The organism is Pseudomonas sp. CFBP13509 (assembly GCF_005233485.1).
GTDB classification, from domain to species: Bacteria; Pseudomonadota; Gammaproteobacteria; order Pseudomonadales; family Pseudomonadaceae; genus Aquipseudomonas; species Aquipseudomonas marginalis.
Map to the genome: position 1 here is coordinate 108,960 of NZ_QGAA01000002.1, position 23,585 is coordinate 132,544.

General features: G+C 61.3%; 27 protein-coding genes. 17 read left to right on the top strand and 10 right to left on the bottom strand.

All coding sequences use genetic code 11. The features are described 5' to 3' along the window. The first annotated feature begins 3 nt into the window (after positions 1-3). The 7 genes from urtE to ureC all read left to right on the top strand — a co-directional run bounded on the left by urtE (position 4) and on the right by ureC (position 5,199). Positions 4-702 (top strand): urea ABC transporter ATP-binding subunit UrtE, encoded by a 699-nt coding sequence (gene urtE / locus PspCFBP13509_RS03905; RefSeq protein ID WP_027607728.1) that lies wholly within the window; start codon positions 4-6, stop codon positions 700-702. Positions 703-735: 33 nt separating this feature from the next. After that, positions 736-1,575 (top strand): urease accessory protein UreD, encoded by an 840-nt coding sequence (locus PspCFBP13509_RS03910; protein ID WP_098480467.1) that lies wholly within the window; start codon positions 736-738, stop codon positions 1,573-1,575. A gap of 147 nt (positions 1,576-1,722) precedes the next feature. Continuing rightward, entirely contained in the window at positions 1,723-2,025 is a 303-nt protein-coding gene (gene ureA / locus PspCFBP13509_RS03915) for an urease subunit gamma (protein WP_003171437.1), read from the top strand. A 9-nt stretch (positions 2,026-2,034) separates the two neighbouring features. Then, positions 2,035-2,547: a GNAT family N-acetyltransferase gene (locus PspCFBP13509_RS03920; RefSeq protein WP_065925589.1), complete on the top strand. Its 513-nt coding sequence runs from the start codon at positions 2,035-2,037 to the stop codon at positions 2,545-2,547. Between the two features lie 5 nt (positions 2,548-2,552). Further along, positions 2,553-3,086 carry a GNAT family N-acetyltransferase gene (locus PspCFBP13509_RS03925; protein ID WP_027607725.1) on the top strand — a complete coding sequence of 178 codons (534 nt, stop codon included), beginning with the start codon at positions 2,553-2,555 and terminating at the stop codon, positions 3,084-3,086. After that, positions 3,083-3,388, top strand: coding sequence for an urease subunit beta (locus PspCFBP13509_RS03930; protein WP_137211597.1), 306 nt, complete (start codon positions 3,083-3,085; stop codon positions 3,386-3,388). The genes PspCFBP13509_RS03925 and PspCFBP13509_RS03930 overlap by 4 nt, the downstream gene beginning before the upstream one ends. Before the next feature lie 110 nt (positions 3,389-3,498). Further along, a complete protein-coding gene (gene ureC / locus PspCFBP13509_RS03935) occupies positions 3,499-5,199 on the top strand; it encodes an urease subunit alpha (protein ID WP_137211598.1) in 1,701 nt (566 codons plus the stop codon). Between the two features lie 46 nt (positions 5,200-5,245). Here ureC and PspCFBP13509_RS03940 read toward each other — a convergent pair whose 3' ends face one another. Next, the gene (locus PspCFBP13509_RS03940; protein WP_065925591.1) at positions 5,246-6,184 is read right to left on the bottom strand and encodes a DnaJ C-terminal domain-containing protein; all 939 of its coding nucleotides are present in this window, start codon (positions 6,182-6,184) and stop codon (positions 5,246-5,248) included. A gap of 238 nt (positions 6,185-6,422) precedes the next feature. Between PspCFBP13509_RS03940 and PspCFBP13509_RS03945 the strand changes: the two genes are divergently transcribed. Further along, positions 6,423-7,691 (top strand): Hsp70 family protein, encoded by a 1,269-nt coding sequence (locus PspCFBP13509_RS03945; protein WP_074848616.1) that lies wholly within the window; start codon positions 6,423-6,425, stop codon positions 7,689-7,691. Between the two features lie 243 nt (positions 7,692-7,934). On the opposite strand, the gene PspCFBP13509_RS03950 is transcribed toward PspCFBP13509_RS03945, so the two are convergent. From PspCFBP13509_RS03950 to PspCFBP13509_RS03960, 3 genes are all read right to left on the bottom strand, one after another. Next, entirely contained in the window at positions 7,935-8,948 is a 1,014-nt protein-coding gene (locus tag PspCFBP13509_RS03950; RefSeq protein WP_065925593.1) for an AI-2E family transporter, read from the bottom strand. A 190-nt stretch (positions 8,949-9,138) separates the two neighbouring features. Beyond that, positions 9,139-9,438, bottom strand: a complete 300-nt coding sequence (locus PspCFBP13509_RS03955; RefSeq protein ID WP_065925594.1) for a PsiF family protein — start codon at positions 9,436-9,438, stop codon at positions 9,139-9,141. Positions 9,439-9,509: 71 nt separating this feature from the next. Then, positions 9,510-10,298: an AraC family transcriptional regulator gene (locus tag PspCFBP13509_RS03960; protein ID WP_065925595.1), complete on the bottom strand. Its 789-nt coding sequence runs from the start codon at positions 10,296-10,298 to the stop codon at positions 9,510-9,512. Between the two features lie 97 nt (positions 10,299-10,395). Here PspCFBP13509_RS03960 and PspCFBP13509_RS03965 point away from each other — a divergent pair, with 97 nt between their 5' ends. Continuing rightward, positions 10,396-11,274 carry a DMT family transporter gene (locus tag PspCFBP13509_RS03965; RefSeq protein WP_065947143.1) on the top strand — a complete coding sequence of 293 codons (879 nt, stop codon included), beginning with the start codon at positions 10,396-10,398 and terminating at the stop codon, positions 11,272-11,274. Here the strand turns inward: PspCFBP13509_RS03965 and PspCFBP13509_RS03970 are convergent. After that, positions 11,271-12,161, bottom strand: coding sequence for an esterase/lipase family protein (locus PspCFBP13509_RS03970; protein ID WP_065925597.1), 891 nt, complete (start codon positions 12,159-12,161; stop codon positions 11,271-11,273). The genes PspCFBP13509_RS03965 and PspCFBP13509_RS03970 overlap by 4 nt on opposite strands. A 176-nt stretch (positions 12,162-12,337) precedes the next feature. Between PspCFBP13509_RS03970 and PspCFBP13509_RS03975 the strand changes: the two genes are divergently transcribed. Beyond that, on the top strand, positions 12,338-12,868 hold the full coding sequence (locus PspCFBP13509_RS03975) for a ferritin-like domain-containing protein (RefSeq protein ID WP_027607715.1): 531 nt from the start codon (positions 12,338-12,340) through the stop codon (positions 12,866-12,868). Between the two features lie 65 nt (positions 12,869-12,933). On the opposite strand, the gene PspCFBP13509_RS31580 is transcribed toward PspCFBP13509_RS03975, so the two are convergent. The 3 genes from PspCFBP13509_RS31580 to PspCFBP13509_RS03990 all read right to left on the bottom strand — a co-directional run bounded on the left by PspCFBP13509_RS31580 (position 12,934) and on the right by PspCFBP13509_RS03990 (position 16,679). Next, on the bottom strand, positions 12,934-13,287 hold the full coding sequence (locus tag PspCFBP13509_RS31580) for a hypothetical protein (protein WP_242001051.1): 354 nt from the start codon (positions 13,285-13,287) through the stop codon (positions 12,934-12,936). Next, positions 13,287-14,264: a hypothetical protein gene (locus PspCFBP13509_RS03985; RefSeq protein ID WP_137211599.1), complete on the bottom strand. Its 978-nt coding sequence runs from the start codon at positions 14,262-14,264 to the stop codon at positions 13,287-13,289. The genes PspCFBP13509_RS31580 and PspCFBP13509_RS03985 overlap by 1 nt, the downstream gene beginning before the upstream one ends. Positions 14,265-14,609: 345 nt before the next feature. Further along, positions 14,610-16,679 carry an AsmA family protein gene (locus PspCFBP13509_RS03990; RefSeq protein WP_137211600.1) on the bottom strand — a complete coding sequence of 690 codons (2,070 nt, stop codon included), beginning with the start codon at positions 16,677-16,679 and terminating at the stop codon, positions 14,610-14,612. 358 nt (positions 16,680-17,037) lie between these two features. On the opposite strand from PspCFBP13509_RS03990, the gene PspCFBP13509_RS03995 reads away from it, so the two are divergent. Both PspCFBP13509_RS03995 and PspCFBP13509_RS04000 read left to right on the top strand, forming a co-directional pair. Then, positions 17,038-17,409 (top strand): hypothetical protein, encoded by a 372-nt coding sequence (locus PspCFBP13509_RS03995; protein WP_065925601.1) that lies wholly within the window; start codon positions 17,038-17,040, stop codon positions 17,407-17,409. Positions 17,410-17,572: 163 nt separating this feature from the next. Continuing rightward, complete coding sequence (locus tag PspCFBP13509_RS04000; RefSeq protein ID WP_017526383.1) at positions 17,573-18,205, top strand: TetR family transcriptional regulator; 633 nt, start codon at positions 17,573-17,575, stop codon at positions 18,203-18,205. 5 nt (positions 18,206-18,210) lie between these two features. Here the strand turns inward: PspCFBP13509_RS04000 and PspCFBP13509_RS04005 are convergent, their stop codons facing one another. Beyond that, on the bottom strand, positions 18,211-18,732 hold the full coding sequence (locus tag PspCFBP13509_RS04005) for a C40 family peptidase (RefSeq protein ID WP_065925603.1): 522 nt from the start codon (positions 18,730-18,732) through the stop codon (positions 18,211-18,213). 340 nt (positions 18,733-19,072) lie between these two features. Between PspCFBP13509_RS04005 and ureE the strand changes: the two genes are divergently transcribed. The 5 genes from ureE to PspCFBP13509_RS04030 all read left to right on the top strand — a co-directional run bounded on the left by ureE (position 19,073) and on the right by PspCFBP13509_RS04030 (position 22,715). Beyond that, positions 19,073-19,573, top strand: coding sequence for an urease accessory protein UreE (gene ureE, locus PspCFBP13509_RS04010; protein ID WP_065947138.1), 501 nt, complete (start codon positions 19,073-19,075; stop codon positions 19,571-19,573). After that, complete coding sequence (locus PspCFBP13509_RS04015; protein ID WP_074848607.1) at positions 19,570-20,244, top strand: urease accessory protein UreF; 675 nt, start codon at positions 19,570-19,572, stop codon at positions 20,242-20,244. The genes ureE and PspCFBP13509_RS04015 overlap by 4 nt, the downstream gene beginning before the upstream one ends. A gap of 21 nt (positions 20,245-20,265) precedes the next feature. Then, positions 20,266-20,880 (top strand): urease accessory protein UreG, encoded by a 615-nt coding sequence (gene ureG, locus PspCFBP13509_RS04020; RefSeq protein WP_012721947.1) that lies wholly within the window; start codon positions 20,266-20,268, stop codon positions 20,878-20,880. Between the two features lie 22 nt (positions 20,881-20,902). Beyond that, complete coding sequence (locus PspCFBP13509_RS04025) at positions 20,903-21,475, top strand: HupE/UreJ family protein (protein WP_065947136.1); 573 nt, start codon at positions 20,903-20,905, stop codon at positions 21,473-21,475. A gap of 118 nt (positions 21,476-21,593) precedes the next feature. Further along, positions 21,594-22,715, top strand: coding sequence for an AGE family epimerase/isomerase (locus PspCFBP13509_RS04030; RefSeq protein ID WP_065925607.1), 1,122 nt, complete (start codon positions 21,594-21,596; stop codon positions 22,713-22,715). 38 nt (positions 22,716-22,753) lie between these two features. Here PspCFBP13509_RS04030 and PspCFBP13509_RS04035 read toward each other — a convergent pair whose 3' ends face one another. After that, a complete protein-coding gene (locus tag PspCFBP13509_RS04035) occupies positions 22,754-23,518 on the bottom strand; it encodes an SDR family oxidoreductase (RefSeq protein ID WP_053134501.1) in 765 nt (254 codons plus the stop codon). Between the last annotated feature and the right edge of the window lie 67 nt (positions 23,519-23,585).

Below are 23,585 nucleotides of genomic sequence, written 5' to 3' on the forward strand. Positions count from 1 at the left end.
AACATGCTGCAAGTCGACAAGCTGCACCAGTACTACGGCGGTAGCCACATCCTGCGCGGGCTGTCCTTCGACGTGAAGATCGGCGAGGTCACCTGCCTGCTCGGGCGTAACGGCGTGGGCAAGACCACCCTGCTCAAATGCCTGATGGGTTTGCTGCCGGCCAAGGAAGGCGCGGTGAACTGGGAGGGCAAGGCCATCACCGGCTTCAAGCCGCACCAGCGCGTGCACGCCGGCATCGCCTACGTGCCCCAGGGTCGGGAGATTTTCGGGCGGCTGACGGTGGAAGAAAACCTGCTGATGGGCCTGTCGCGTTTTCCCGGTTCCGAAGCCAAGGAAGTGCCGGCGTTTATCTATGAACTGTTCCCGGTTTTGCTGCAAATGAAGCACCGGCGCGGCGGCGATTTGTCCGGCGGCCAGCAGCAACAGTTGGCCATCGGCCGCGCCCTGGCCAGCCGCCCGCGCCTGTTGATCCTCGATGAGCCCACCGAAGGCATCCAGCCTTCGGTGATCAAGGAGATCGGCGCCGTGATCAAGAAGCTCGCGGCGCGCGGCGATATGGCAATCCTGTTGGTGGAGCAGTTCTACGACTTTGCCGCCGAGCTGGCCGACCAGTACCTGGTGATGTCGCGCGGTGAAATCGTGCAGCAGGGCCGTGGTGAAAATATGGAGAGTGAGGGTGTGCGCGGTTTGGTTACCATCTAACCTGTAGCGTCCTGACGATAAGCACAAGAAACCATGAACCTGCCCGTTTCCCCTGCCCTGTTCACCCCCAGCTGGCACGCCGAGCTGGACCTCGGCTACGCGCGTTTCGGCGACACCACGCGCCCGGTGATGCGCCGTCACCTTGGCCCGCTGCGGGTGCAAAAGCACCTGTACGCCGAAGGCCCCGAGGTGTGCCAGCACATCATCGTGCACCCGCCCGGCGGGATTGCTGGCGGCGACCGCCTGGACATCCGCGCCCATGTCGCCGAGGGTGCGTGGGCGCAATTGACCAGCCCCGGCGCGGCGAAGTGGTATCGCGCCAGCGGCCCGGCGTATCAGCAACTTGATCTCACCGTGGAGGCCGGCGCGACCCTGGAATGGCTGCCCCAGGAAACCATTGTGTTCAGCGCCGCCCAGGCCGAACTCAGCACCCGCATCGACCTGCACGGCGATGCCCGGCTGTTCTACTGGGACGTGATCGCCCTGGGGCGTCCGGCCAGTGGCGAGCGCTTCGACCTGGGCCACTTTCAATCGCACCTGGATATCCGCCGCGACGGCCAGTTGCTCTGGCACGAGCGCCAGCGCATTGTGGGCGCCGATGGCCTGCTCGACTCGCCCATCGGCCTGGATGGCCAACCGGTGTTCGCCACCCTGCTGGTGACCGGCGATATCGAGCCCGAATTACTCGAACACTGCCGCGCCCTGCCCCACGCCGTGCGCGGCGACCTGACCCAACTGCCCGGCTTGCTGGTCGCCCGCTGCCTGGCCAGTGAAGCGCTGCTGGCGCGGGGATGGTTGATTGATTTATGGAAATTGTTACGCCCCGCCATGTTTGGGCGAGAGGCGGTTGCACCACGAATCTGGAGCACATGAAGATCAACAGGTGGGAGGGGGCTTGCTCCCGATGGCGGTGGGTCAGTGACAGCTGTATTGCCTGATACTGCCCTATCGGGGGCAAGCCCCCTCCCACACTTGATCTCTGTTGTATTTAAGAATGCATTCTTTGAAGGACCTTGAACCATGGACCTGACCCCACGGGAAAAAGACAAACTGCTGATCTTCACCGCAGGCCTAGTGGCCGAACGGCGCCTGGCGCGCGGTGTGAAGCTCAACTACCCGGAAACCATCGCCTATATCTCCGCCGCCTTGATGGAAGGCGCCCGCGATGGCCGCACCGTGGCCGACCTGATGCACTACGGCACCACCCTGCTCAGCCGTGAACAGGTGATGGAAGGCATCCCGGAAATGATCCCGGACATCCAGGTGGAAGCCACCTTCCCCGATGGCACCAAGCTGGTGACCGTCCACCAACCCATCGCGTGAGGCACGGCCATGATTCGTGATGCAACCGAGCAAGACCTGCCGGCGATCCGTGACATCTACAACGACGCGGTACTCAACACCACGGCGATCTGGAACGAACAACTGGTGGATCTCGGCAACCGCCAGGCCTGGCTCAGTGCACGCCAGGCCCAGGGCTATCCGATTCTGGTGGCGACCGAAAATGAGCAAGTGATCGGCTATGCCTCGTTTGGCGATTGGCGCGCGTTCGAAGGCTACCGCTACAGCGTCGAACACTCGGTGTATGTACGCAACGACCAGCGCGGCAAGGGCCTTGGCCCACGTCTGATGCAGGCCCTGATCGAACGCGCCAGAACCTGTGGCAAGCATGTGATGGTGGCGGCCATCGAAAGCGGCAACCTGGCCTCGATCCGCCTGCATGAGCGCCTGGGTTTCGTCACCACCGGGCAAATGCCTCAGGTGGGCATCAAGTTCGGCCGCTGGCTGGACCTGACCTTTATGCAACTGACATTGAATCCGGGCGCGCAACCGCCCAAGGAGTGAGTTCGATGAACGCCGCGCAACTGCGTCGAGTCAATGCTGAAAGTTTTGCCCACTACCGTCGGGGCCTGATCGAGCTGTTGCTGGATGCGGTCAAGCACGGTGCGTCGGTGGGTTTCATGGCCGACTTCGATGAAGCCCAGGCCCGTGCCTATCTGGACGGGGTACAGGCGAGCATTGAAGACGCCAGCCTGTTGCTGTGGGTGGTGGTGCGCGATGAGCAGGTGATCGCCAGCGTGCAGTTGGCGCTGTGCCAGAAAGCCAACGGCCTTAACCGCGCCGAAGTGCAAAAGCTGCTGGTGCACAGCAACGCGCGGCGCCACGGCCTGGGCCAACAATTGATGAACACCCTGGAACTCGCCGCGCGCCAGCACAAGCGCGGCCTGCTGTACCTGGACACCGAAGCCGGCTCGCCTGCCGAAGCCTTCTACCAGTCGCTGCGCTACACCAAGATCGGTGAACTGCCCGACTACTGCCAAAGCCCGGACGGGCGCTACAGCCCGACCGCCATCTACTTCAAGACCCTGGGGCAACCTGCATGATTCCTGGCGAATATCAGATCCAGCCTGGCGAGATCGAACTCAACGTCGGCCGACGCACCGTCACCCTCAATGTGGCCAACAGCGGCGACCGGCCGATCCAGGTGGGTTCGCACTACCATTTTTTCGAGACCAATGATGCGCTGACATTTGACCGTGCCTTGAGCCGTGGCATGCGCCTGAATATTCCGGCGGGCACGGCGGTGCGGTTCGAGCCGGGGCAGAGCCGTGAGGTCGAGCTGGTGGATTTGAGCGGCGGGCGGCGGGTGTTCGGGTTTGCCGGGCGGATCATGGGCGACCTTTAGGGCCTCATCGGGGTAAGCCCCCTCCCACAGGGGAACGCATTCCAAAGGTGGTAGGGGGCTTGCCCCCGATAGCGATTTCACATTCAACACAAATATTTCAGGGCACACACATGAAAATCAGCCGCCAAGCCTACGCCGACATGTACGGCCCCACCGTCGGTGACAAGGTCCGCCTGGCCGACACCGAGCTGTTCGTCGAAGTCGAGCAGGACTTCACCGTCTACGGCGAAGAAGTGAAATTCGGCGGCGGCAAAGTGATCCGCGACGGCCAGGGCCAGAGCCAATTGCTCGCCCATGAAGTCGTCGACACCCTGATCACCAACGCGCTGATCATCGACCACTGGGGCATCGTCAAGGCCGACGTCGGCTTGAAGAACGGCCGCATCCACGCGATCGGCAAGGCCGGTAACCCGGATATCCAGCCCGGCGTGACCATGGCCATCGGCGCCAGCACCGAAGTGATCGCCGGCGAAGGCATGATCCTCACCGCCGGCGGCATCGACTCCCACGTGCATTTCATCTGTCCGCAGCAGATCGAAGAGGCGCTGACCAGCGGTGTCACCACCATGATCGGCGGCGGTACCGGGCCGGCCACCGGCACCAACGCCACCACCTGCACCTCCGGGCCCTGGCACCTGGCGCGCATGCTGCAGGCCAGCGACTCGTTCCCGATGAACATCGGGTTTACCAGCAAGGGCAACGCCAGCTTGCCCGAGCCGTTGATCGAACAGGTCAAGGCCGGCGCCATCGGCTTGAAGCTGCACGAAGACTGGGGCACCACGCCCGCCAGCATCGACAACTGCCTGAGCGTCGCCGACCAGTACGACGTACAGGTGGCGATCCACAGCGACACCCTCAACGAATCCGGTTTTGTCGAAACCACCCTGGCCGCGCTCAAGGGCCGCACCATCCACACCTACCACACCGAAGGTGCCGGCGGCGGCCACGCGCCGGACATCATCAAGGCCTGCGGCTTTCCCAACGTGCTGCCCAGCTCCACCAACCCGACAAGGCCGTTCACGCGCAACACCATCGACGAGCACCTGGACATGTTGATGGTCTGCCATCACCTGGACCCGAGTATTGCCGAAGACGTGGCCTTCGCCGAAAGCCGCATCCGCCGCGAGACCATCGCCGCCGAAGACATCCTGCACGACCTCGGCGCGTTCTCGATGATCAGCTCCGACAGCCAGGCCATGGGCCGCGTCGGTGAAGTGATCACGCGCACCTGGCAGACCGCCGACAAGATGAAGAAACAGCGCGGCGCCCTGCCCGGTGACGGCCCGGGCAACGACAACTTCCGCGCCAAGCGCTACATCGCCAAGTACACCATCAACCCGGCGATTACCCATGGCATCAGCCATATCGTCGGTTCCATCGAAGTGGGCAAGTGGGCTGACCTGGTGCTGTGGCGCCCGGCGTTCTTCGGCATCAAGCCGACCCTGATCCTCAAGGGCGGTGCGATTGCGTCCAGCCTGATGGGCGATGCCAATGCGTCGATCCCCACCCCGCAGCCGGTGCACTACCGCCCGATGTTCGCCAGTTTCGGCAGCTCATTGCATGCCACCAGCCTGACGTTTATCAGCCAGGCGGCGCTGGACGCAGGCTTGCCGCAAGCCCTGGGTTTGAAGAAGCAGATTGGGGTGGTGAAGGGCTGTCGCGACGTGCAGAAAACCGACCTGATCCACAACGATTACCTGCCGGACATCGAGGTGGACCCACAGACCTATCAGGTCAAGGCCGACGGGGTGCTGCTGTGGTGTGAACCGGCGGATGTGTTGCCGATGGCGCAGCGGTATTTCCTGTTCTGACTTGAAACCTGTGGTGAGGGAGCTTGTGCCCTCACCACAAACCCCCTTAGAACTGCTCGCGCGGATTGAACGCGGCTTTTTTGGCCAGCTCCTGCCACAACGCTTTCACGCCGTCATCGCCTGCCGGTGGCATCACCGCCTTGAGCTGCACGTACAGGAAGCCGCGCTGCCCGGCCTTGTTCAGCAAACCATGGCCCTTGGCGCGCATGCGCTGGCCGTTCTGGCTGCCGGCCGGCACCTTGAGGTTGATCTTGCCGGTCAGGGTCGGCACGGCCACTTCCGCGCCCAACGCCAACTCCCACGGCGCCAGCGGCAGGTTGATGATCAGGTTTTCGCCATCCACTTCGAACTTGGGGTGCGGCGCAAACTTGACGATCAGGTACAGGTCACCGTTGGCCCCGCCGCCAACACCCGGTGCGCCCTGGCCTTTGAGGCGAATACGCTCACCGTCGGCGACACCGGCGGGGATCTTCACGTTCAGGCTCTTGGTGGTGTTGCTGACATGCCGGCCCGAGGCGTCGTATTGCGGCACCTGGAAGCTGATCTGCTTGGACTCGGTGGACAGTGTCTCTTCGAGGAACACCGACAGCTGCATCTCCACGTCCTGGCCTTTACGCCCGGTTGGACGACGCTGGCCGCCACCGAACGCGTCGCCACGCCCGCCAAAGATCGAGCTGAAGAAGTCGGAAAAATCCTCGGTGCCCTGGCCACCGCCAAACCCGCCACGGCTCTGCCAACCCGGCGGGCCCTGGAACGGTTGGCCGTGCTGGCCGTATTTGCGCAACTCGTCATATTCGGCGCGCTTGTCGGCGCTTTTAAGCGCTTCATAGGCTTCGGACGCGTCCTTGAACTTGGCTTCGGCGTCTTTTTCCTTGCTGACGTCCGGGTGGTATTTGCGCGCGAGCTTGCGATAGGCAGCCTTGATTTCCTTGTCATCGGCGCTCGGCTCGACACCCAGAATCTTGTAGTAGTCTTTGAAATCCATCGGCGGTTCACCATCCTTAATCGAGATCGCACAGCCCGGGGCACAACGTGCGCTGGTTTGCACCTGTTGAGTCTTATGGCCTGGGGGTGCGTCAAAGTGTTATCGGCGCTTGCCGTATGCACCAGATGTGGGGGCGAATGCCGAACTTTCAAGCACGATTTAACGGATGGTCGGCCTACGCATCCGCCCTCGACTGGCATACACTGCGCGGCCGTTTTTCAACCGGAACCCGATAGACATGAAAAACCCATCCCCAGCCCGTGCCTGCGGTATCGACTTCGGCACGTCCAACTCCACCGTCGGCTGGATCCGCCCCGGCATGGAAACGCTTATCGCGCTGGAGGACGACAAGATCACCCTGCCGTCGGTGGTGTTCTTCAACTTCGAGGAGCGCCGCCCGGTCTACGGTCGCCTGGCCCTGCACGAATACCTGGAGAACTACGAAGGCCGGCTGATGCGCTCGCTCAAGAGCCTGCTGGGTTCCAAGTTGATCAAGCACGACACCAGCGTATTGGGCACGGCGATGCCGTTCACCGACCTGCTGGCGCTGTTTATCGGCCAGCTCAAGAGCCGCGCCGAAGCCACCGCCGGCCGCGAGTTCGAAGAAGTGGTGCTGGGGCGCCCGGTGTTTTTCGTCGATGACGACCCGATGGCCGACCAGGAAGCCGAAAACACTCTGGTCGACGTGGCGCGCAAGATCGGTTTCAAGGACATTTCGTTCCAGTACGAACCGATTGCCGCCGCGTTCGACTACGAGTCCACCATCGAGAAGGAAGAGCTGGTACTGATCGTCGACATCGGCGGTGGTACGTCCGACTTTTCGCTGGTGCGCCTGTCCCCGGACCGCCGCCACAACGACAACCGCCAGGACGACATCCTCGCCACCGGCGGCGTGCACATCGGCGGGACCGACTTCGACAAGCAACTGTCCCTGGCCGGCATCATGCCGCTGTTCGGCTACGGCAGCCGCATGAAAAGCGGCGCCTACATGCCCACCAGCCACCACATGAACCTGGCGACCTGGCACACCATCAACTCGGTGTACTCGCAGAAATCCCAGCTGGCCCTGGGCAGCATGCGCTATGACATCGAAGACACCGGCGGCATCGACCGCCTGTTCAAGCTGATCGAACAGCGCGCCGGGCACTGGCTGGCCATGGAAGTGGAAGAGACCAAGATCCAGCTCACCCACGAAGACAACCGCCACGTGCTGCTGGACCGCGTTGAGCCGGGGTTGAGCGTGGACCTGAGCCGCGCACTGTTCGAGTCGGCCATCGATGGCTTGCTGGAGCGCGTGCGCAACAGCGTGACGCAGTTGCTCACCGATGCTTCGGTGGCGGTGGCCCAGGTGGACACGGTGTTCTTTACCGGCGGTTCCAGCGGCATCCCGGCGCTGCGCCACAGCATCTCGGCCATGCTGCCGAATGCGCGGCATGTGGAGGGGAATATCTTCGGCAGTATCGGCAGTGGTTTGGCAATTGAGGCGAGTAAGCGCTACGGCTGCTGAGTTTCACCTGAAATACCGTGGTGACTTCATCGGGGGCAAGCCCCCGATAGGCATAAGTATCTACACATCTTGAGCCGAGCCCCCCTGCGTAGCAGCTGTCGAGCCTAGGCGAAGCTGCGTCGGCGGTGTGTCAGACGCGCCGCAAACGCAGCCTCGCCTAGGCTCGACAGCTACTACGCGTTATCCTACTGAAGTTGTGTAGATACTTATGCCCCGATAGGGCCCGCCCAGGCAAAACACGCCTTAAACCATCCCGCCGAGCTTCAGCTCACTCTTCAGATACGCATAGTAAATCGGCCCCGCCACCACCCCCGGCAAACCAAACGCCGCTTCAAACACCAGCATCGCCAGGAGCAATTCCCACGATTTTGCACTGATCTGCCCGCCGACGATGCGCGCGTTGAGGAAGTACTCGACCTTGTGGATCACGATCAGATACCCCAGCGCCGCCACCGCCACCCAGATCGACAGCGACAGCGCGACGATGGTGATCAGGGTGTTGGACATCAGGTTGCCGATCACCGGCAACAGGCCGAGCAGGAAGGTCAGCACGATCAGGGTCTTGGTCAGCGGCAGGTGAATGCCGCACAACGGCAGCACCACAGCCAGGAAGATTGCGGTAAAGACGGTGTTGAGCGCGGCGATCTTGATTTGCGCGAAGACGATGTTGCGAAAGGCCTGGACCAGCAGGTGCAGGCGGTCGAACAGTGCGGCGGCCAGGGGCTTGCGTTTGGTCAGGTCAGGCACCCGCTGCAGGGCGATGATCGCGCCGAGCACCATGCCGATCAGCAGGGTGACGAACATGTGGGCGGCGTCTTTGCCGACCAGTTGCAGTTCGCTCAGGTGCTTGCTCAGCCAGTCGCCGATAGCCACGCGAAACTCGGCCGCGCTGGCGGGCAGGTAGGCATCAAGGAACGGCGGCAGTTGACCACGCGCGCGGTCGACCACGCCCATGAATTTATCCAGGGAGGCGCCGGGGTTTTCCGCTTCGTGAAGCAGGAAGCTGATGGCGCCAGCGAAGATCAGGGCGAGCACGCTGACGATCAGGGTGCCGAGCAAGGCCACCGCCAACCAGCGCGCGCGGCGCCCTTCGATCAACCGTTGCAGTTGGGGGGTGAGCATGTTGACCAGTTCATAGACCAACAGGCCGGCCAGCAGGCTGGGCAGCAACTTCAGCGGCAATACCAGCAGCAACCCGCCGAAAATGATGATGTAGCTGGCCAGCAATAACACGTGACGCTGAGAAAACGTTGGCATACAGCCTCAAAACGAACGGCGTTAAAGGATGTGTAGGAGCGAGGGGGACGCCTAGTTCTTGCTCGCGAAGGTCGCCAACGATAACGCGTTTATTCTGAATAAACGCGGGGTAATTGCGTTCTTCGCGAGCAAGCTCGCTCCTACAGGGGGGCTGTGTACGAGTGTCGCAGCCTTCTATGGCCCGGGGCTATTATTTCTTCAGACAAGTGCTCATAAAGGTCTTGCGCGCATCGCCGGTCAACGCCTTGGTTTTCGCCGACGCATTGCAATCCTTCATCTTCTGCTGTTGCGGGGTGAGCGTCTTCGCATCATTGGCCGCCGGGGCCGACAGGCAGGTTTTCATGAAAGCCTTGCGCTCGTCGCCTTTGAGCGTCTTGGTGGTGGCTTCGGCATTGCAGGTGGTCATCTTGTTTTGCTGGGCGGTGGCGGCGAAGCCCTGGGAACACAGCAGCAGGCCCATCATCAACAACGGAATACGCAGCATCTTCATGGAGTTTTCTCCCTGTTACCGTGCCGGGAGGCACGGCCTACCCAGCAGTGTAGCCAAACCTTGTTACATCTTCATCGGCTGCGAATATTCGTCCGCCGGTACTGCTCCGGGGTGCAGCCGGCCTGGCGCTGGAACATCGCGATAAACGCCGAGGCGCTGCTGTAGCCGAGGTCAAACGCCACATTTTGCACACTGCGCTCGCTGTCGAGGGCTTCGATGGCGGCAAGGTAGCGCAAGCGTTGGCGCCATTCGCCGAAGCTCATGCCCAGCTCGCGCACAAATTGTCGCGCCAGGGTGCGCTCGCTGACATGCACCTGCTCGGCCCAGTGCGCCAGGGGGCGGTTGTCAGCGGGGTCGGCCTGCATGCCTTCCAACACGCCGAGCAGCCCGGGGTGGCGGGCGTAGGGCAAAAAACCCTCGTGGATCGGCGCCTGCCTGAGCTGATCGACCAGCACCTGGGCCAGGCGAATATCGGCGTCGGAGTGCGGGATGTTGACGTCACGCTGGGCGAAGTCGCTGAGGATGGCCTTGAGGATGTCGCTGATCGCCAGGGTGCAGGGCTGCTGGGGCAATTGCTCGCAGAGCGGCGGCGAAAGGCCCACCGAACGGTAGACAATCGCCTCGGCGTTGTAGGAACTGTGTTCGGTATTGGGTGGGATCCACACCGCGTATTGCGGTGGCGACATAAAGCGGTTGCCGGCCACTTCCATGCGCATTACGCCACTGGCGGAGTAGTCCAGCGAACCCCAGACATGCTGGTGCGGGGTGCACTCAGTGTCGGGGGCAAAGTCGGAGTAACGGAAGTACACGGGGCTTGGCAGGCTGCCAAAATCCGCAAGGCGTACGGTGTGTCGGGCCATATTGTCTGGATACAGAGGTCGTTTGTCTGGATCGCAGTATAGGCTTCGATCCAGACAAGGGATAATCCTGGCTCATCAACACATCTGGTTTCTTTCGATGCAATACGCGTATCCCCTGCTGGCCATTTTTATCTGGGCCGGCAATACCGTGGTCAACAAACTGGCCGTGGGTTCGATCTTCCCCGCTGAAATCGGCTTTTACCGCTGGTTACTGGCTGCATTGCTGTTTACACCGTTCATGCTCAAGCCGGTCATCACCCACTGGCCGCTGATTCGCCCGAACCTGGGCAAGATCGGCATCCTCGGCGTGCTGGGCATGGCGGTGTATCAGAGCCTGGCGTACTACGCCGCCTCGCTGACCAGCGCCACCAATATGGGCATCATCCTGTCGTTGATGCCGTTGATGGCCTTGACGGCGGCCATCATCAGCCTGGGCCAGCGCCTGACCTTTGGCGCGCTGACGGGTGCGGTGCTGTCGTTCGCCGGGGTGGTGGTGGTGGTGTCGGCCGGCAGCCTTGGCGCGTTGCTGCAGCACGGCGTGAACCTGGGCGATGCGATGATGCTGGTCGCGACCCTGGCGTACGCGGTCTACAGCACCCTGTTGAAAAAATGGCAACTGCGCCTGCCGCCGCTGGTGCTCCTGTATTTGCAGGTGCTGGTGGCGGTGGTGGTGCTGTTTCCGCTGTTTCTGTTCTCGGCAAAAGCCGGCCTGGGCTGGACGAATATTCCGCTGGTGCTCTATGCGTGCTTGCTGGCTTCGATGCTCGCGCCACTGGCGTGGATGCATTCGGTGAAGACCCTGGGACCCAGCCGCACCACGTTGTTTTTCAACCTGCTGCCGTTGATTACCGCATTGATTGCGGCCGTGGTGCTCAGGGAAGAATTGGCGTTGTATCACCTGGTGGGCGGTTTGCTGACGCTGGGCGGGGTGATTTTGTCGGAGCGCTGGACCACACCGGTCCGCCGCCAGGCTTAAACCCCGGCCGCCTTCAGGCGCTGGGCATGCTCGACGAACAGGCGGATAGGCTCGGCGCCCTTGCCGACCAGGCCCATGGATTGGTTGACGATATCGAAGTGGTCCAGGGCGTAGTCATCGCCGATCACCCGCCCCAGGTGCGAGCTGCAGCGCCCGACCATACCGTCGCACTGGCCCTTCTCGCGCACGAAGCTGCGGGCAAACAATCGGCAACTGCGATTCGTCCCGTCCAGCAGGTTGCGTCCGCGATCGGTCTTGCCCGGTTGCAAGGTGCCGGACCATGAGTAGTAGCGCACGCCATTGACCACCTCCGCCCCGTGCCCGCCCCAGGTGTGCGGCAACCCTTGGGGATACTTGCGGTTGAACAGCGCCACACCTGCGCTGGTCAGGGAATGGTGGGACGCCTGCAAGTCCGCCTTGAAGCGCGGGCCGCGATAACCGGTTTCCAGCAGGCTCATCAGCGTTGCAACCAGATGAAACAGTGCGCTCATCAGCCGCCCCTTCACGCTGTCGGCCGGATAATGGGCGTGGATATGGTCCGCCAGTTCCGAACCGTGGTTGGGCCCGGCCACCGACGTCACCGACGCCACCCACTCCGGGCGCGTGGCCGCCGCATAACGGGCGGTCAGCGCGCCCTGGCTATGGCCGATCAGGTTGACCTTGTCGGCGCCGGTCTCAAGGCGAATCCGCTCGATCTGCGCCAGCAGCTGCTCGCCACGCACCTCGCTGGAGTCCAGCGGCGCCACCTGGATGGGAAACACCTGCGCCCCACCCGCCCGCAATGCCGGGACAATGCCGTACCAGTAAGGGAAAAACCCCAGGCGCACGAACCCGAGCATGCCGGGCACCAGCACCAAGGGATAACGCGTGGCTAACGACTGCGACATGAACCAAACGTCCTTGATCAAGAAAGGATGATGGCAGGCTAGCCCAATTCCGGCGACGCGCTGATGACACGCCAGGCAAATCCAATAAAACTTTTTGCCGCGCCCGTGACTCACAACTGGGAGCGATCACGCCGACAGAGCGTGGCGTAAAACCGGATTAGCCCCAGGAGATTGAGATGACTGAAGCAAACTTGACTGACGTTGCGACCCTGCGCAGCCGCGCCCGCCAGAACGTCGAAAACGGTGCCGTGACCGAGGGCTATGACGCCGACCGCGAAGAGATCATCCGCCTGCTCAACGGCTCCCTGGCCACTGAACTGGTGTGTGTGCTGCGCTACAAGCGCCACTACTTCATGGCCAGCGGCGTCAAAGCTGCCGTCGCAGCGCAGGAATTCCTCGAACACGCCACCCAGGAAGCCGAGCACGCCGACAAACTCGCCGAACGCATCGTACAACTGGGCGGCGAGCCGGAGTTCAATCCGGACCTGCTGTCGAAGAACTCCCATGCCCAATACGTGGCCGGTAACAGCTTGAAGGAAATGGTCTACGAAGACCTGGTGGCCGAGCGGATCGCGGTGGACAGCTACCGCGAAATCATCCAGTACATCGGTGATAAGGATCCAACCACGCGCCGTCTGTTTGAAGAGATCCTGGCTCAGGAAGAAGAGCATGCGGACGATATGGCCGACATCCTCGAAAGCCTGTAAATAGCGGCGCAAAAAGGTGGGGAGAGTTGGTTAACCGGCTCTCCCCACTTTTTCTGCCATGACCGTTATCCAGTCAGAAACCAAGACAGGGCCATTCCAGCGAAGGAAGACATAGTTAGCAGGTAGGGAACTACAATCCAAAGCTTGAGACTTCTTGGAATACGTTTCACATCCTCAACGAGTACGAGGTATCTCCATTGAAAAAGCCTCGGCATAAGGATGACAGGGGCAATAGCGAAGAGACGTTTCAACTTCCCACCAAACGGTCCGAATCCAAACTTGTATTTGAACGTCACTATGAATGAACTGAACTTGAGATAGTCTTCAGCCTCTTCAAGCCTTGTATAGATGACATATAAATTTAAGGGAACGCTCAGCAACATCAACACACCCGACCACATACCGATGGACTCTGGCATCATTCCCCCCCTGAAACTTCATAAAGGCGGGTTCCTATTTGCTCACCCGTGTGGCTTCCTAAAGCACCCACGGCGAGGCCACCAATGGCCCCGCCCACTATGGCGCAGCCTAGCGCACTCGCTCCGGCGGTAGGTATGGCAAAAACTGCTGCACATACGGCAACCCCAAGTCCCACTCCTGCGTACCCCCCGTAAGCGGCGCCACCAACTCCTAACACCAGCTTCCCTCCCTCCACAAACTTCGCCCGAGTACATTCCTGCTCGCGCCCGGTGGAACATGCCTCCGTTATTTCCAAGGCCGTCGCTCCAACATCCAGTGCGATACCGATATAAGTACCCTTTTTCAACATCTGTGATGCTTTGGCGATGCGCTTGACTGTCTCTTCGTACTTACGAATTTCACCGTGATGCCAATAGCTTTTAGTAGAAATACCCAACATCTTTTTTATCGACCCTTCATTTTTCAGGCCCGTACCAAAACGAGCCATACCCGAGAGCTGCTCCTCCAGCTTTGCAAACAACATCCTGCGTTTAGCCAGAAACTCATCCCTCGCGGCCGTTGTACCCTTGCTCAAGTACTGCTTATGCAAAGCGTCGATTTCGTGGAGTGTCCTCTCGACTGCCGCAAGATGCTTACTCCAGGCACTGCTGGCACTCCCGACACCGATCGAAGCATTGGTCATGATGATCTGTAGTAGATCGTAGTTTTTGATCAAAAACTGATCGGTTGCGGAATGCGCCAGCAACGCATGTTTTATGTTCTGCGCAGCGCGCATCAGTTGCGCTTCTTCAGCGGTGCAAGACGCCGTACGCGCATCAGGAATGATCACCAACTGCCCCGGCAAGGCCACCACATTGCGGATGTGTTGGTTGACGATGTCGAACTTTGTTTGCGTATAAGGGCTAAGAGAAAGACTGAGCTTGAGCAGTGGATACGGCTGTGGTCGCTCATTGATAAATGCGTAGGCTCCCTGCATGGATTACACCTCCAAGTGACTGTGGCGGTCGACTATAGGAAGGCAACCCAGGAGGTGTAAGGGGAAACAGGGGCGGTTTTAGCGCTTCAGAAATGAGCTACACAAGACAAGGATCATACTTACGGCGCCCCGATAAAAAAGGCGACCAAAGGGTCTAATGCCAGTCAGTTAAGGCTTTTTGTAGGAGCGAGCTTGCTCGCGAAAAACTCACAGGCGCCGCGTTCATTCAGGAAGCGCGCGTTATCGTTGACGTTTTTCGCGAGCAAGCTCGCTCCTACAGGAGGCGATGTACGCTTAACTGACTGGCATTAACCAAAGGGTCGCCCTTTCTGACAATTTCAACGATCAGCCTTTCACCGTCTTCGGCGCCTTTCCTTCCTTCATCTGCTGCAACAACGGCGCACACTGGTTCGGCGCATCGGCGCTCGGTGCCACCAGCGCCAACAGACCCGCTGCCGGGCCGGCGATCACACCCAGTGCCACCATGCCCGCGCCCCGCAGGGCCAGGGGAATGGCTTTTACACCCGCATTGGGCTTGATGAACGGGCCATTGACGTACAACGGCGAACGCAGGGAAAACAGGCGGAAGCCCTTCGATTCCGGTGTGACGGTCAAGTCCAACTGCTCGGTGGCCATGTTGGCGGTGCCATCGATATAGATGATCGCGTTCTCGGTATCGAACACAAACAAGCGCGTGGTTGCCAGGCCGGTCTTGATCCCGAAATCCGCCGCCGCGCAGTTGATCTTCACTTCCTTGTCGCCGAACAGGCGCCCCACCACATAGTTGCCGACGTTGAGCCCGGCAATTTCCATCAGGCCACGGCTGATGGCGCCGTCGTTGATCAGCATCTTCAGGTCACCGTTGGAGCTGCCCAGCAGCGCCGCAACGGAGTTACCGCGCCCGGAAAGATCGGCATCGCCGTTGAGTTCACCGAAGCTGGTTTTCATCGGTTCGAAGGTCGGGAACAACTGCTTGAGCTTGAAGTTGCGTGCAGTCAGTTTGGCGCGGCCTTCCATCGGTGTGGTGCGGCCATTCAAGCGGATCTGCGCATCCAGCTTGCCGCCGGCGACGCCGAATCGCAGCGGTTCCAGGCTCAGTTCGCCGTCGTTGAGCACCAGGTGGGTGTACAGGTCGTTGAAGGGCAATTCGGCACTGTGCACGATGCGTTTGCCGGTGAATTCCACATCGGCATCCATGTCGCGCCAGCGCTCGGTGCGGAACTCTTCCACCGGCAGCACTTTGGTCGCCGGCTGTTTGCTCTCACCGCCACGCGCTTTTTGCTTGGCGTTGGAGTCGGCACCGATCAGGGGGGCGAGGTCGCTCATCAGCAATTGGTTGGACACCAACGCACCGCTGAGCTTGGGACGTGGCTGGCTGGCGACATAGGCGAGGTTGCCGTGAATATCGCTGTTGCCGATCTTGCCGTTGAAGTTTTCGTAGCTGAATGACGCGCCGCTGGCCTCGTGCAACTTGGCGATCAAGTGGCCGTCAGTGGAGTAGGCCGGCGAATCCGGCAAGGTGACGCCGGTCAGCGGGTAGAGGTTACCCAGGCTGCTGCCGGACAGTTTCAGGCGAAGGTCCAGGGCGCCGAGGTTCAACGGGTCGGTCAAGGTGCCCGCCAATGCGATGCTGGTATCGGCAATCTTGACCTGGGCTTGCAGCGGAAACGGCTTGGCCGCGTCCTGCAAGGCCAGCAGGCCGCCGATCTTGCCGCTGCCGTCGAGCCTCTGGCCGTGGTACTGGCCCCTGACCTTGAGGGCGAACGCATAGTCCTGGGGCGCGGAGCCTTTTTCCAGGGCCTTCCTGGCATCGGCGTCGCCGACGATTTCGCCGAACGGGATCGGCTTGCCCAGGGGGTCGATGATCACGTCCAACTGAGTCTTGAGGGTCTGGTCGTCGAGGGTCACGTGGCCCTTGTCGAACCCAATGGCGCCGATGTCCACCACCCAGTTGGAAGGTTCGGCGTCGGGGTCCTTGGGGTCGAACGTGAACGTCCAGTTGGCGCGGCCATCGGCCAGGCGCTGCAACTCGGCACTCGGTTCGGTGAGGTCGATACGGGGGATCACCACGCGCTGCACCAGCAACGCCAGCGGCGAAATACGCAGCTCGATCTTTTTCAGCGTGACCATCTGCGGTTTTTTTGACCAGTCGGGATTGCCCAGGGTCAGGTCCTCGGCAATCACATGGGGCCACGGCACCCAGGCGCGCCAGCCGCCTTCGTCCGGCTCACGTGCCCACACCACCACCAGGTTGCCGTTGATGGCAAACGGGCGATGCAGTTCTTCGGAGACTTTGGCATTGAGGGGCGGTTTGATGCGGTTCCAGTCAAAGAACACCAGGACCAGTACCACCACAGCGATTAACACAACGAAGCTGGCGCAGCTCCACATGACGATTTTACGAGTGCGCGTCATTGCACAGGACTCCTGAATACGACCGGCTGAACCAACACCTGTAGGACAGCTTATAAAACTACGACTGGCAAACCGCTCGTGGGTTTAACCCAATCTCCGATTTACCCTTGAAAACCTGCTTTCCTGACCGTTTCGACAGATTCGATCATCCACGGCGCACCATTGTTACCCGCGTTCGTGTCGAAAATACCCACCTCGGTGCAAAACCGCGTGCTTGAGAGGCCCGATCTAGAGCCTCCCTGACGAACAATCAATTCTGTTGATTATTACCATTGTGTTTATGAACTTTTATATCGACTTATCGAGAGTAGCATTAGCCCTGTACCCACTTTATCGCCCTCCCAAGGAGCAACCCATCATGAAACGCCAAGTACTCGCTACCGTCCTGTTATCCATCCTGGCTTCCAGCGCCTTTGCCCTGCCAGCCGCCGAACAGGTTACCCCACAAGCCAAGGCTGACGCCGTTCACTTCAACCAGACCCTGGCCCGCAGCGGTTCGCAAGAAGACGAGAACCGTGACTACGCCAAAGGTGCTGTCGCTGAAAACGGTTCGGAACACGCCAACAAGCGTGCCTACACTGAAGGTGTTGCCGAAGGTGGCCGTGATCGCCTGGAACAGAAAGGCCTGGTTGAAGGTGGTGCGGAACAAGCCAACGAACGTGCCTACACCGAAGGTGTTGCCGAAGGTGGTGCTGATCGCCTGCAAGAACTGCATCAAGCTCAGAGCTGACCCTGTGGTGGCCCAGAAAAAAGCCCGATCTGCCGACCGGGCTTTTGACTTTTTGTAGCGCCTGTCACGCAACACTCCCCACCTATTCCCCGCCAAGTTCGACGTCAATGAAGCTGTTTTGCTAGAGTGCGTCGCTGTACTTGCCGACAAAGCCCGCCCGCCCATGCTGCCCCGTGCCGAACAGAAGCAACAGACCCGCCTCGCCCTGATGGACGCTGCCCGCCATCTGATGGAGTGTGGCCGTGGGTTTGGCAGCCTGAGCCTGCGTGAAGTGGCCAAGACCGCAGGCATTGTCCCCACCGGCTTCTATCGCCACTTTGCCGATATGGACCAGCTTGGACTTGTATTGGTGAGTGAGGTGGGCCAGACCTTTCGCGCCACCATTCGCCTGGTGCGCCACAACGAATTCGTGATGGGCGGCATTATCGATGCCTCAGTGCGGATTTTTCTCGATGTGGTCTCGGCCAACCGCTCGCAATTCCTGTTCCTGGCCCGCGAGCAATACGGCGGTTGCCTGGCGGTGCGCCAAGCCATCGGTGCCCTGCGTGAAGACATCACCCGCGACCTGGCGGCCGACCTGACCCTGATGCCCAAGTTGCAGCACCTGGACGCCGATGGCCTGCATGTAATGGCCGACCTGATCGTCAAGAGCGTGTTCGCCACCCTTCCCGACATCATTGACCCACCGGCCCAGGCCTTGCCTGCCCACCTCACGCCCCAGGCGAAAATCACCCAGCAACTGCGCTTTATCTTTATCGGCCTCAAGCATTGGCAAGGCCTGGGCAGTACGGAGTAAGCCGGCTAGCCCGCCGAGTGAAAGCGCTTGGCGGTACTGTAGTTCTTGTTCCAGTAGCGATTGTTCAGCGAGTCGATTCGCACCGTCTTGCCGGCGCGCGGCGAATGAATGAATTTGCCCTCGCCTATATAAAGGCCGACATGGCTGACCTGACTGCGCCCATTACCTTTGAAGAACACCGCATCCCCAGGTTTGAGCGCGTTACGCTTGATCGTCATGGCATTTGAACGGTGCATCGCCGCCGTGGTGCGGGGTATACGGATATTGGCTTCGGTCCTGAACAGGTAGACCAGCAAGCTGCTGCAGTCGAAGCCCTGCTCCACCGTGTTCCCGCCCCATTTATACGAGGTACCCAGCAATTGATGGGCGCGGTCGATCACATTGTCGATGGCTGGGCGTTTTTGCAGCGACTGCAGGGGCGTCGCGATCTCGAGAGGGGCTACCCCGCGCGGCTTGATATTGGCCGAGGACGAGGGAGTGACCAGGTAAAGACTGAAAATGAATAAACACACAATTGATTTGAACATACTGGAACTCGCCGTGGATGTTTAGCACGGCGCAAATCCTAACGGTCTGGCGCGTAAGCAGATGAACGCCGAATCCTTACATCCAGTAGGACAAATCCGAAAATTCCACATACGAAAAAAACGGAAGGAACTTGATGTGATAAACACCACTCGCCCACAAAAAACGCCCCATTTAAGTGCTCAATATCCGACAGAGCACCAACATTAAGCACTCGCAGTACTCAGCCCCGCCCTATTCAGTGGCATCTCCTCGCGCACCGACAGAGAATTCCTACATCAATACCTGATTGGCAAGCCCCTTGCTCTAGCACTTCCATCGCTCATAGCTGGAAGCTTCCTGATGCTGGTGATCCACCGCCGAATCGCCCCCCAAGCCCTCTGGGCCGCTGAGCTGCTGCTGAATTTCGAAGCACGCAGCAAGAGCCGCCTGCGCTGTTTCAGTGCCGACGGTGAAGACGTCGGCCTGTTTCTGGAGCGCGGCCAGCCGCCGTTGCACGATGGCGAATTCCTGCAAGCCGAAGACGGACGTGTCGTACGCGTGTGCGCCCGCCCTGAACACCTGTTGCATGTCACCTGCAGCAACGCCTTTGAACTGACCCGCGCCGCCTACCACCTCGGCAACCGCCATGTGGCCTTGCAAGTGGGGGATGGCTGGTTGCGCCTGCTCGACGACTACGTGCTCAAGGCCATGCTTGAGCAACTGGGCGCCCACACCGAAACCATCGAGGCGCCGTTCCAACCGGAACACGGCGCCTATGGCGGCGGCCACCACCACTCCCGGCATGGCGATGAAGATTTCAACTACCCGCCCAAGCTGCATCAGTTCGGCGTACGTCTATGAACCCAGCCTGGGCGCTGCTGCGTCTGGCCAGTCCGCAATTGCCGATTGGCGGCTACAGCTATTCCCAAGGCCTGGAAATGGCCGTGGAGAACGGCCACGTCAACGATGCCGCCAGCGCTCGGCGCTGGATCAGCGACCAATTGCTGCTCAACCTCGCGCGCTTCGAAGCCCCGCTGTTGCTCGCCCATTGCCGCGCCGCTGCAGAGCAGGACTGGCCAGCGTTGGCGCAGCTGTGCGAAGCGCATCAAGCCAGCCGCGAAACCCGGGAGCTGTATCAGGAAAGTCGGCAGATGGGTTATTCCCTGCAGCAGTTGCTCAATGGCCTGCCGGAACTGGACAGCGACGCCCGCAGCTTCCTGGAGCAACGCCGCGAACCGCACTTGGCCCTGGGCTGGGCACTGGCCGCGCGCGCCTGGGCGATCAGCGCCGACGACGCCCTCGCCGCCTGGCTCTGGAGCTGGCTGGAAAACCAATTGGCCGTGCTGATGAAAACCCTGCCCCTGGGCCAGCAAGCCGCGCAGCGCCTGACCAGCGAGCTGCTGCCCCTACTGCAACAGGCCCAGCACGACGCCGCCCGCATCGACCCCCACCATTTCGGCAGCGCCGCCTTCGGCCTGTCGCTGGCGAGCATGGCCCACGAGCGCCAGTACAGCCGCCTGTTCCGTTCCTAAGGTTTTTTTGGAGAATCAGACATGAACACACAACCCCTGCGTGTCGGTATCGGTGGCCCGGTCGGCTCCGGCAAGACCGCCCTGACCCTGGCCCTGTGCCTCGCGCTGCGCGATCGCTACAACCTGGCGGTGGTCACCAACGACATCTACACCCGCGAAGACGCCGACTTCCTGGTGCGCAACCAGGCCCTGGCGCCGGAGCGCATCATCGGCGTGGAAACCGGCGGCTGCCCGCACACGGCGATTCGCGAGGACGCCTCGATCAATCTGGAAGCGGTGGACCAACTCAACCGCCGCTTTCCCGGCCTGGACCTGATCCTGGTGGAGTCCGGCGGCGATAATCTGTCGGCCACCTTCAGCCCGGAGCTGTCGGACCTGACCATCTATGTGATCGATGTGTCCGCCGGCGACAAGCTGCCGCGCAAGGGCGGGCCTGGTATTTGCAAATCCGACCTGCTGGTGATCAACAAGATCGACCTGGCGCCGCTGGTGGGCGCGTCGCTGGAGCTGATGAACAGCGACACCCAGCGCATGCGCAACGGCAAACCCTTTGTGTTCAGCAACCAGAAAACCGGGGTAGGCCTGGAAGAAATCGTCGCCTTCATCGAACGCCAAGGCCTGCTGACCGCCGCCTGATCAACCCATAAGGAACCTGTTTATGAACCTCAATAAATTCCTCGCAGCCGCCGCCCTGCTGCTCGCGCCCGCCCTGGCCTTCGCTCACCCTGGCCACGGCGACAACGGCCTGGTGGCCGGTATCAGCCACCCGCTGGGCGGCCTCGACCACCTGCTGGCCATGGTCGCGGTCGGCCTGTGGGCCGCGCAACAAAAGGGTGCCGCGCGCTGGGCCCTGCCGTGCACCTTTGTCGGCACCATGCTGATGGGCGGCGTGCTGGGTTTCGAAGGGCTGCAATTGCCCGCACTGGAAAGCGGGATCGCCGCCTCGGTGCTGGCCCTGGGCCTGGCGGTGGCACTGGCGGTGCGTCCGCCGTTGTTCATGGCCATGGGTGCGACGGCGTTGTTTGCGTTGTTCCATGGTGTGGCCCATGGCTTGGAGCTGCCGGACATGTCGAGCCCTTGGGCGTATGCCGCCGGCTTTGTCGGCGCGACCGCTGCACTGCACGCGGCCGGGTATGCGCTGGTGCGCTGGTTGCCGGCCGCAGCGGCACCGTTGGTGCGGATTGCCGGAGCGGCTTCGGCGGCGACTGGGGTGTGGCTGCTCGCCAGCTAAACGTCGCAAGCTGCAAGTAAAAGCCGAACCGCTCTTACTTGCAGCTTGCAGCTCACAACTTAAAGCTGCCCCTCTGCTACCATGCGCGCCTACACCCCTGCCGTGACGACGCCAGCCGATGCCCATCGCTCCAAGCTCCGCCCCCCAGCCTTCTTTGAATGCCGTGCTCACGCACTTCCACACCCTGATCGTGCCGCTCTGGCAGGGCCCGGGCTGGAATGCCGAATTGGCGCTGCCCTATGAGGCGCTGGACGCCGATCACCGCCCACTGCCCCCGCAACGCTACCGCGCCATGGCCTGCGCGCGGCAGTTGTACCTGTTCGCCAGCCTGATCGGCGAGCCAGGGGCGGCCTTCGCTGAAGAGCGCGCGGCGGTGCTGTTCCGCTCCCTGCAACGGCATTTCCACGATGCCGAACACGGCGGCTGGTTCTACAGCGTCGACCCCGCCGGCCAGCCGCTGGACAAGCGAAAAGACCTCTACACCCACGCCTTCATCATCTTTGCCTGCGCCCATTACTGGGCCAAGGTGCGTGAACCGCTGGTGGAATCGGTGCTGAACGCCGCCCTCGAAGTCGTGGCCCAGCGCTTCGCCACCGAAGACGGCCTGTACGAGGCGGTGCTGGAACGCAACTGGTCGTCCCTCCAGTCCGGCCCGCTGCAAAACCCGTTGATGCACCTGGCCGAAGGTTTCCTCGCCACACTTGCGGTGCGCGAGGATGCCCCTGTGCAAGCGGCCCTGCTGGCCTTGGCGACGGCCATGCAGCAGCGTTTCATCGACCGCCGGCACGGCGTGATGATGGAAAAGCCGCTGGGCGCTGTGGATAACTGGTTTGAGCCGGGGCACCAGTTCGAGTGGTTCTTTTTGCTCGAATCGTCGCCCGTGCTGCGCGGCACCCCGCTGCATGCGTCACTGACGCGGGCGTTTGCCTACGCTGAGCACAAGGGTGTGGACGGCGCGACCGGAGCGGTTAGCGGCATGTTGGCGCTCGACGGCAGCGTGCGCGACGGCACCCAGCGTATCTGGGCCCAGGCCGAGTACCTGCGGGCACTGACCTTGCGTCCTGGCAGTGAGGCGGTGCTGCAGCGCCAACTGCTGGCGCTGCAACAGCATTTCCTGCATGAGAAAGGCTGGCATGAATGCCTGGATGCCAACGGCGCGGTGAGCCGACGGGATATGCCATCGACCACACCGTATCATTTGGCAACCTGCTACCAGGGGCTGATCCAGCATCTCGGGTGACCTGCTGGGCCTCATCGGGAGCAACGCGGTCTAGAGCCTTACTTGGCCCCCCGCTCAATCGCAAATCCAGCCCAGGTCTGGCTCACCGGCATCAGTTCCAGGCGGTTGATGTTGACGTGCGCCGGCGTGTTCAGCACCCAGAAGATGGTGTCGGCAATGTCCTGCGGCTGGATCGGCTCGGCACCGGCGTAGGTGGCGTCGTAGCGCGCCTGGTCACCGCCGAAGCGCACCAGGGAGAACTCGCTTTCGCACAGGCCCGGCTCGATGTTGGTCACACGCACGCCGGTGCCCTGCAGGTCACAGCGCAGGTTCAAGGAGAACTGCTTCACGAACGCCTTGGAACCGCCATACACATGGCTGCCCGGGTACGGGTAGCTGCCGGCGATGGAGCCCAGGTTGATGATCCCGGCGCCACGACCATGGGCGATCAGGCGCGGCAGCAGCAGGCTGGTGGTGGTCAGCAGGCCTTTGATGTTGGTATCGACCATGGTTTCCCAGTCGTCGAGGTCGCACTTGGGCGCCGGGTCAGTGCCCACGGCCAGGCCGGCGTTGTTGATCAGCCCGCGCAGGGTGGCGAACGATGGCGGCAGGTTGGCGATCGCGTCTTCCATGCCTTTGCGATCCCGTACATCCACCACCAGGCCGTGCACTTCGGTCTGCTTGGAAAGCTCCTCGACCAGCGCATTCAAACGCTCGGCACGACGACCGGTAAGCACCAGTTTCCAGCCGGCCTCGGCAAACCGACGGGCGCAGGCTTCGCCAAAACCTGAGGTGGCGCCAGTAATAAACAGCGTGTTGGACATGGTGTTCTCCTTGCGGGCATCGGGAAAAAAATCAGCCAGCAGAATGCCCTTACGCCGCAGTTGCGGC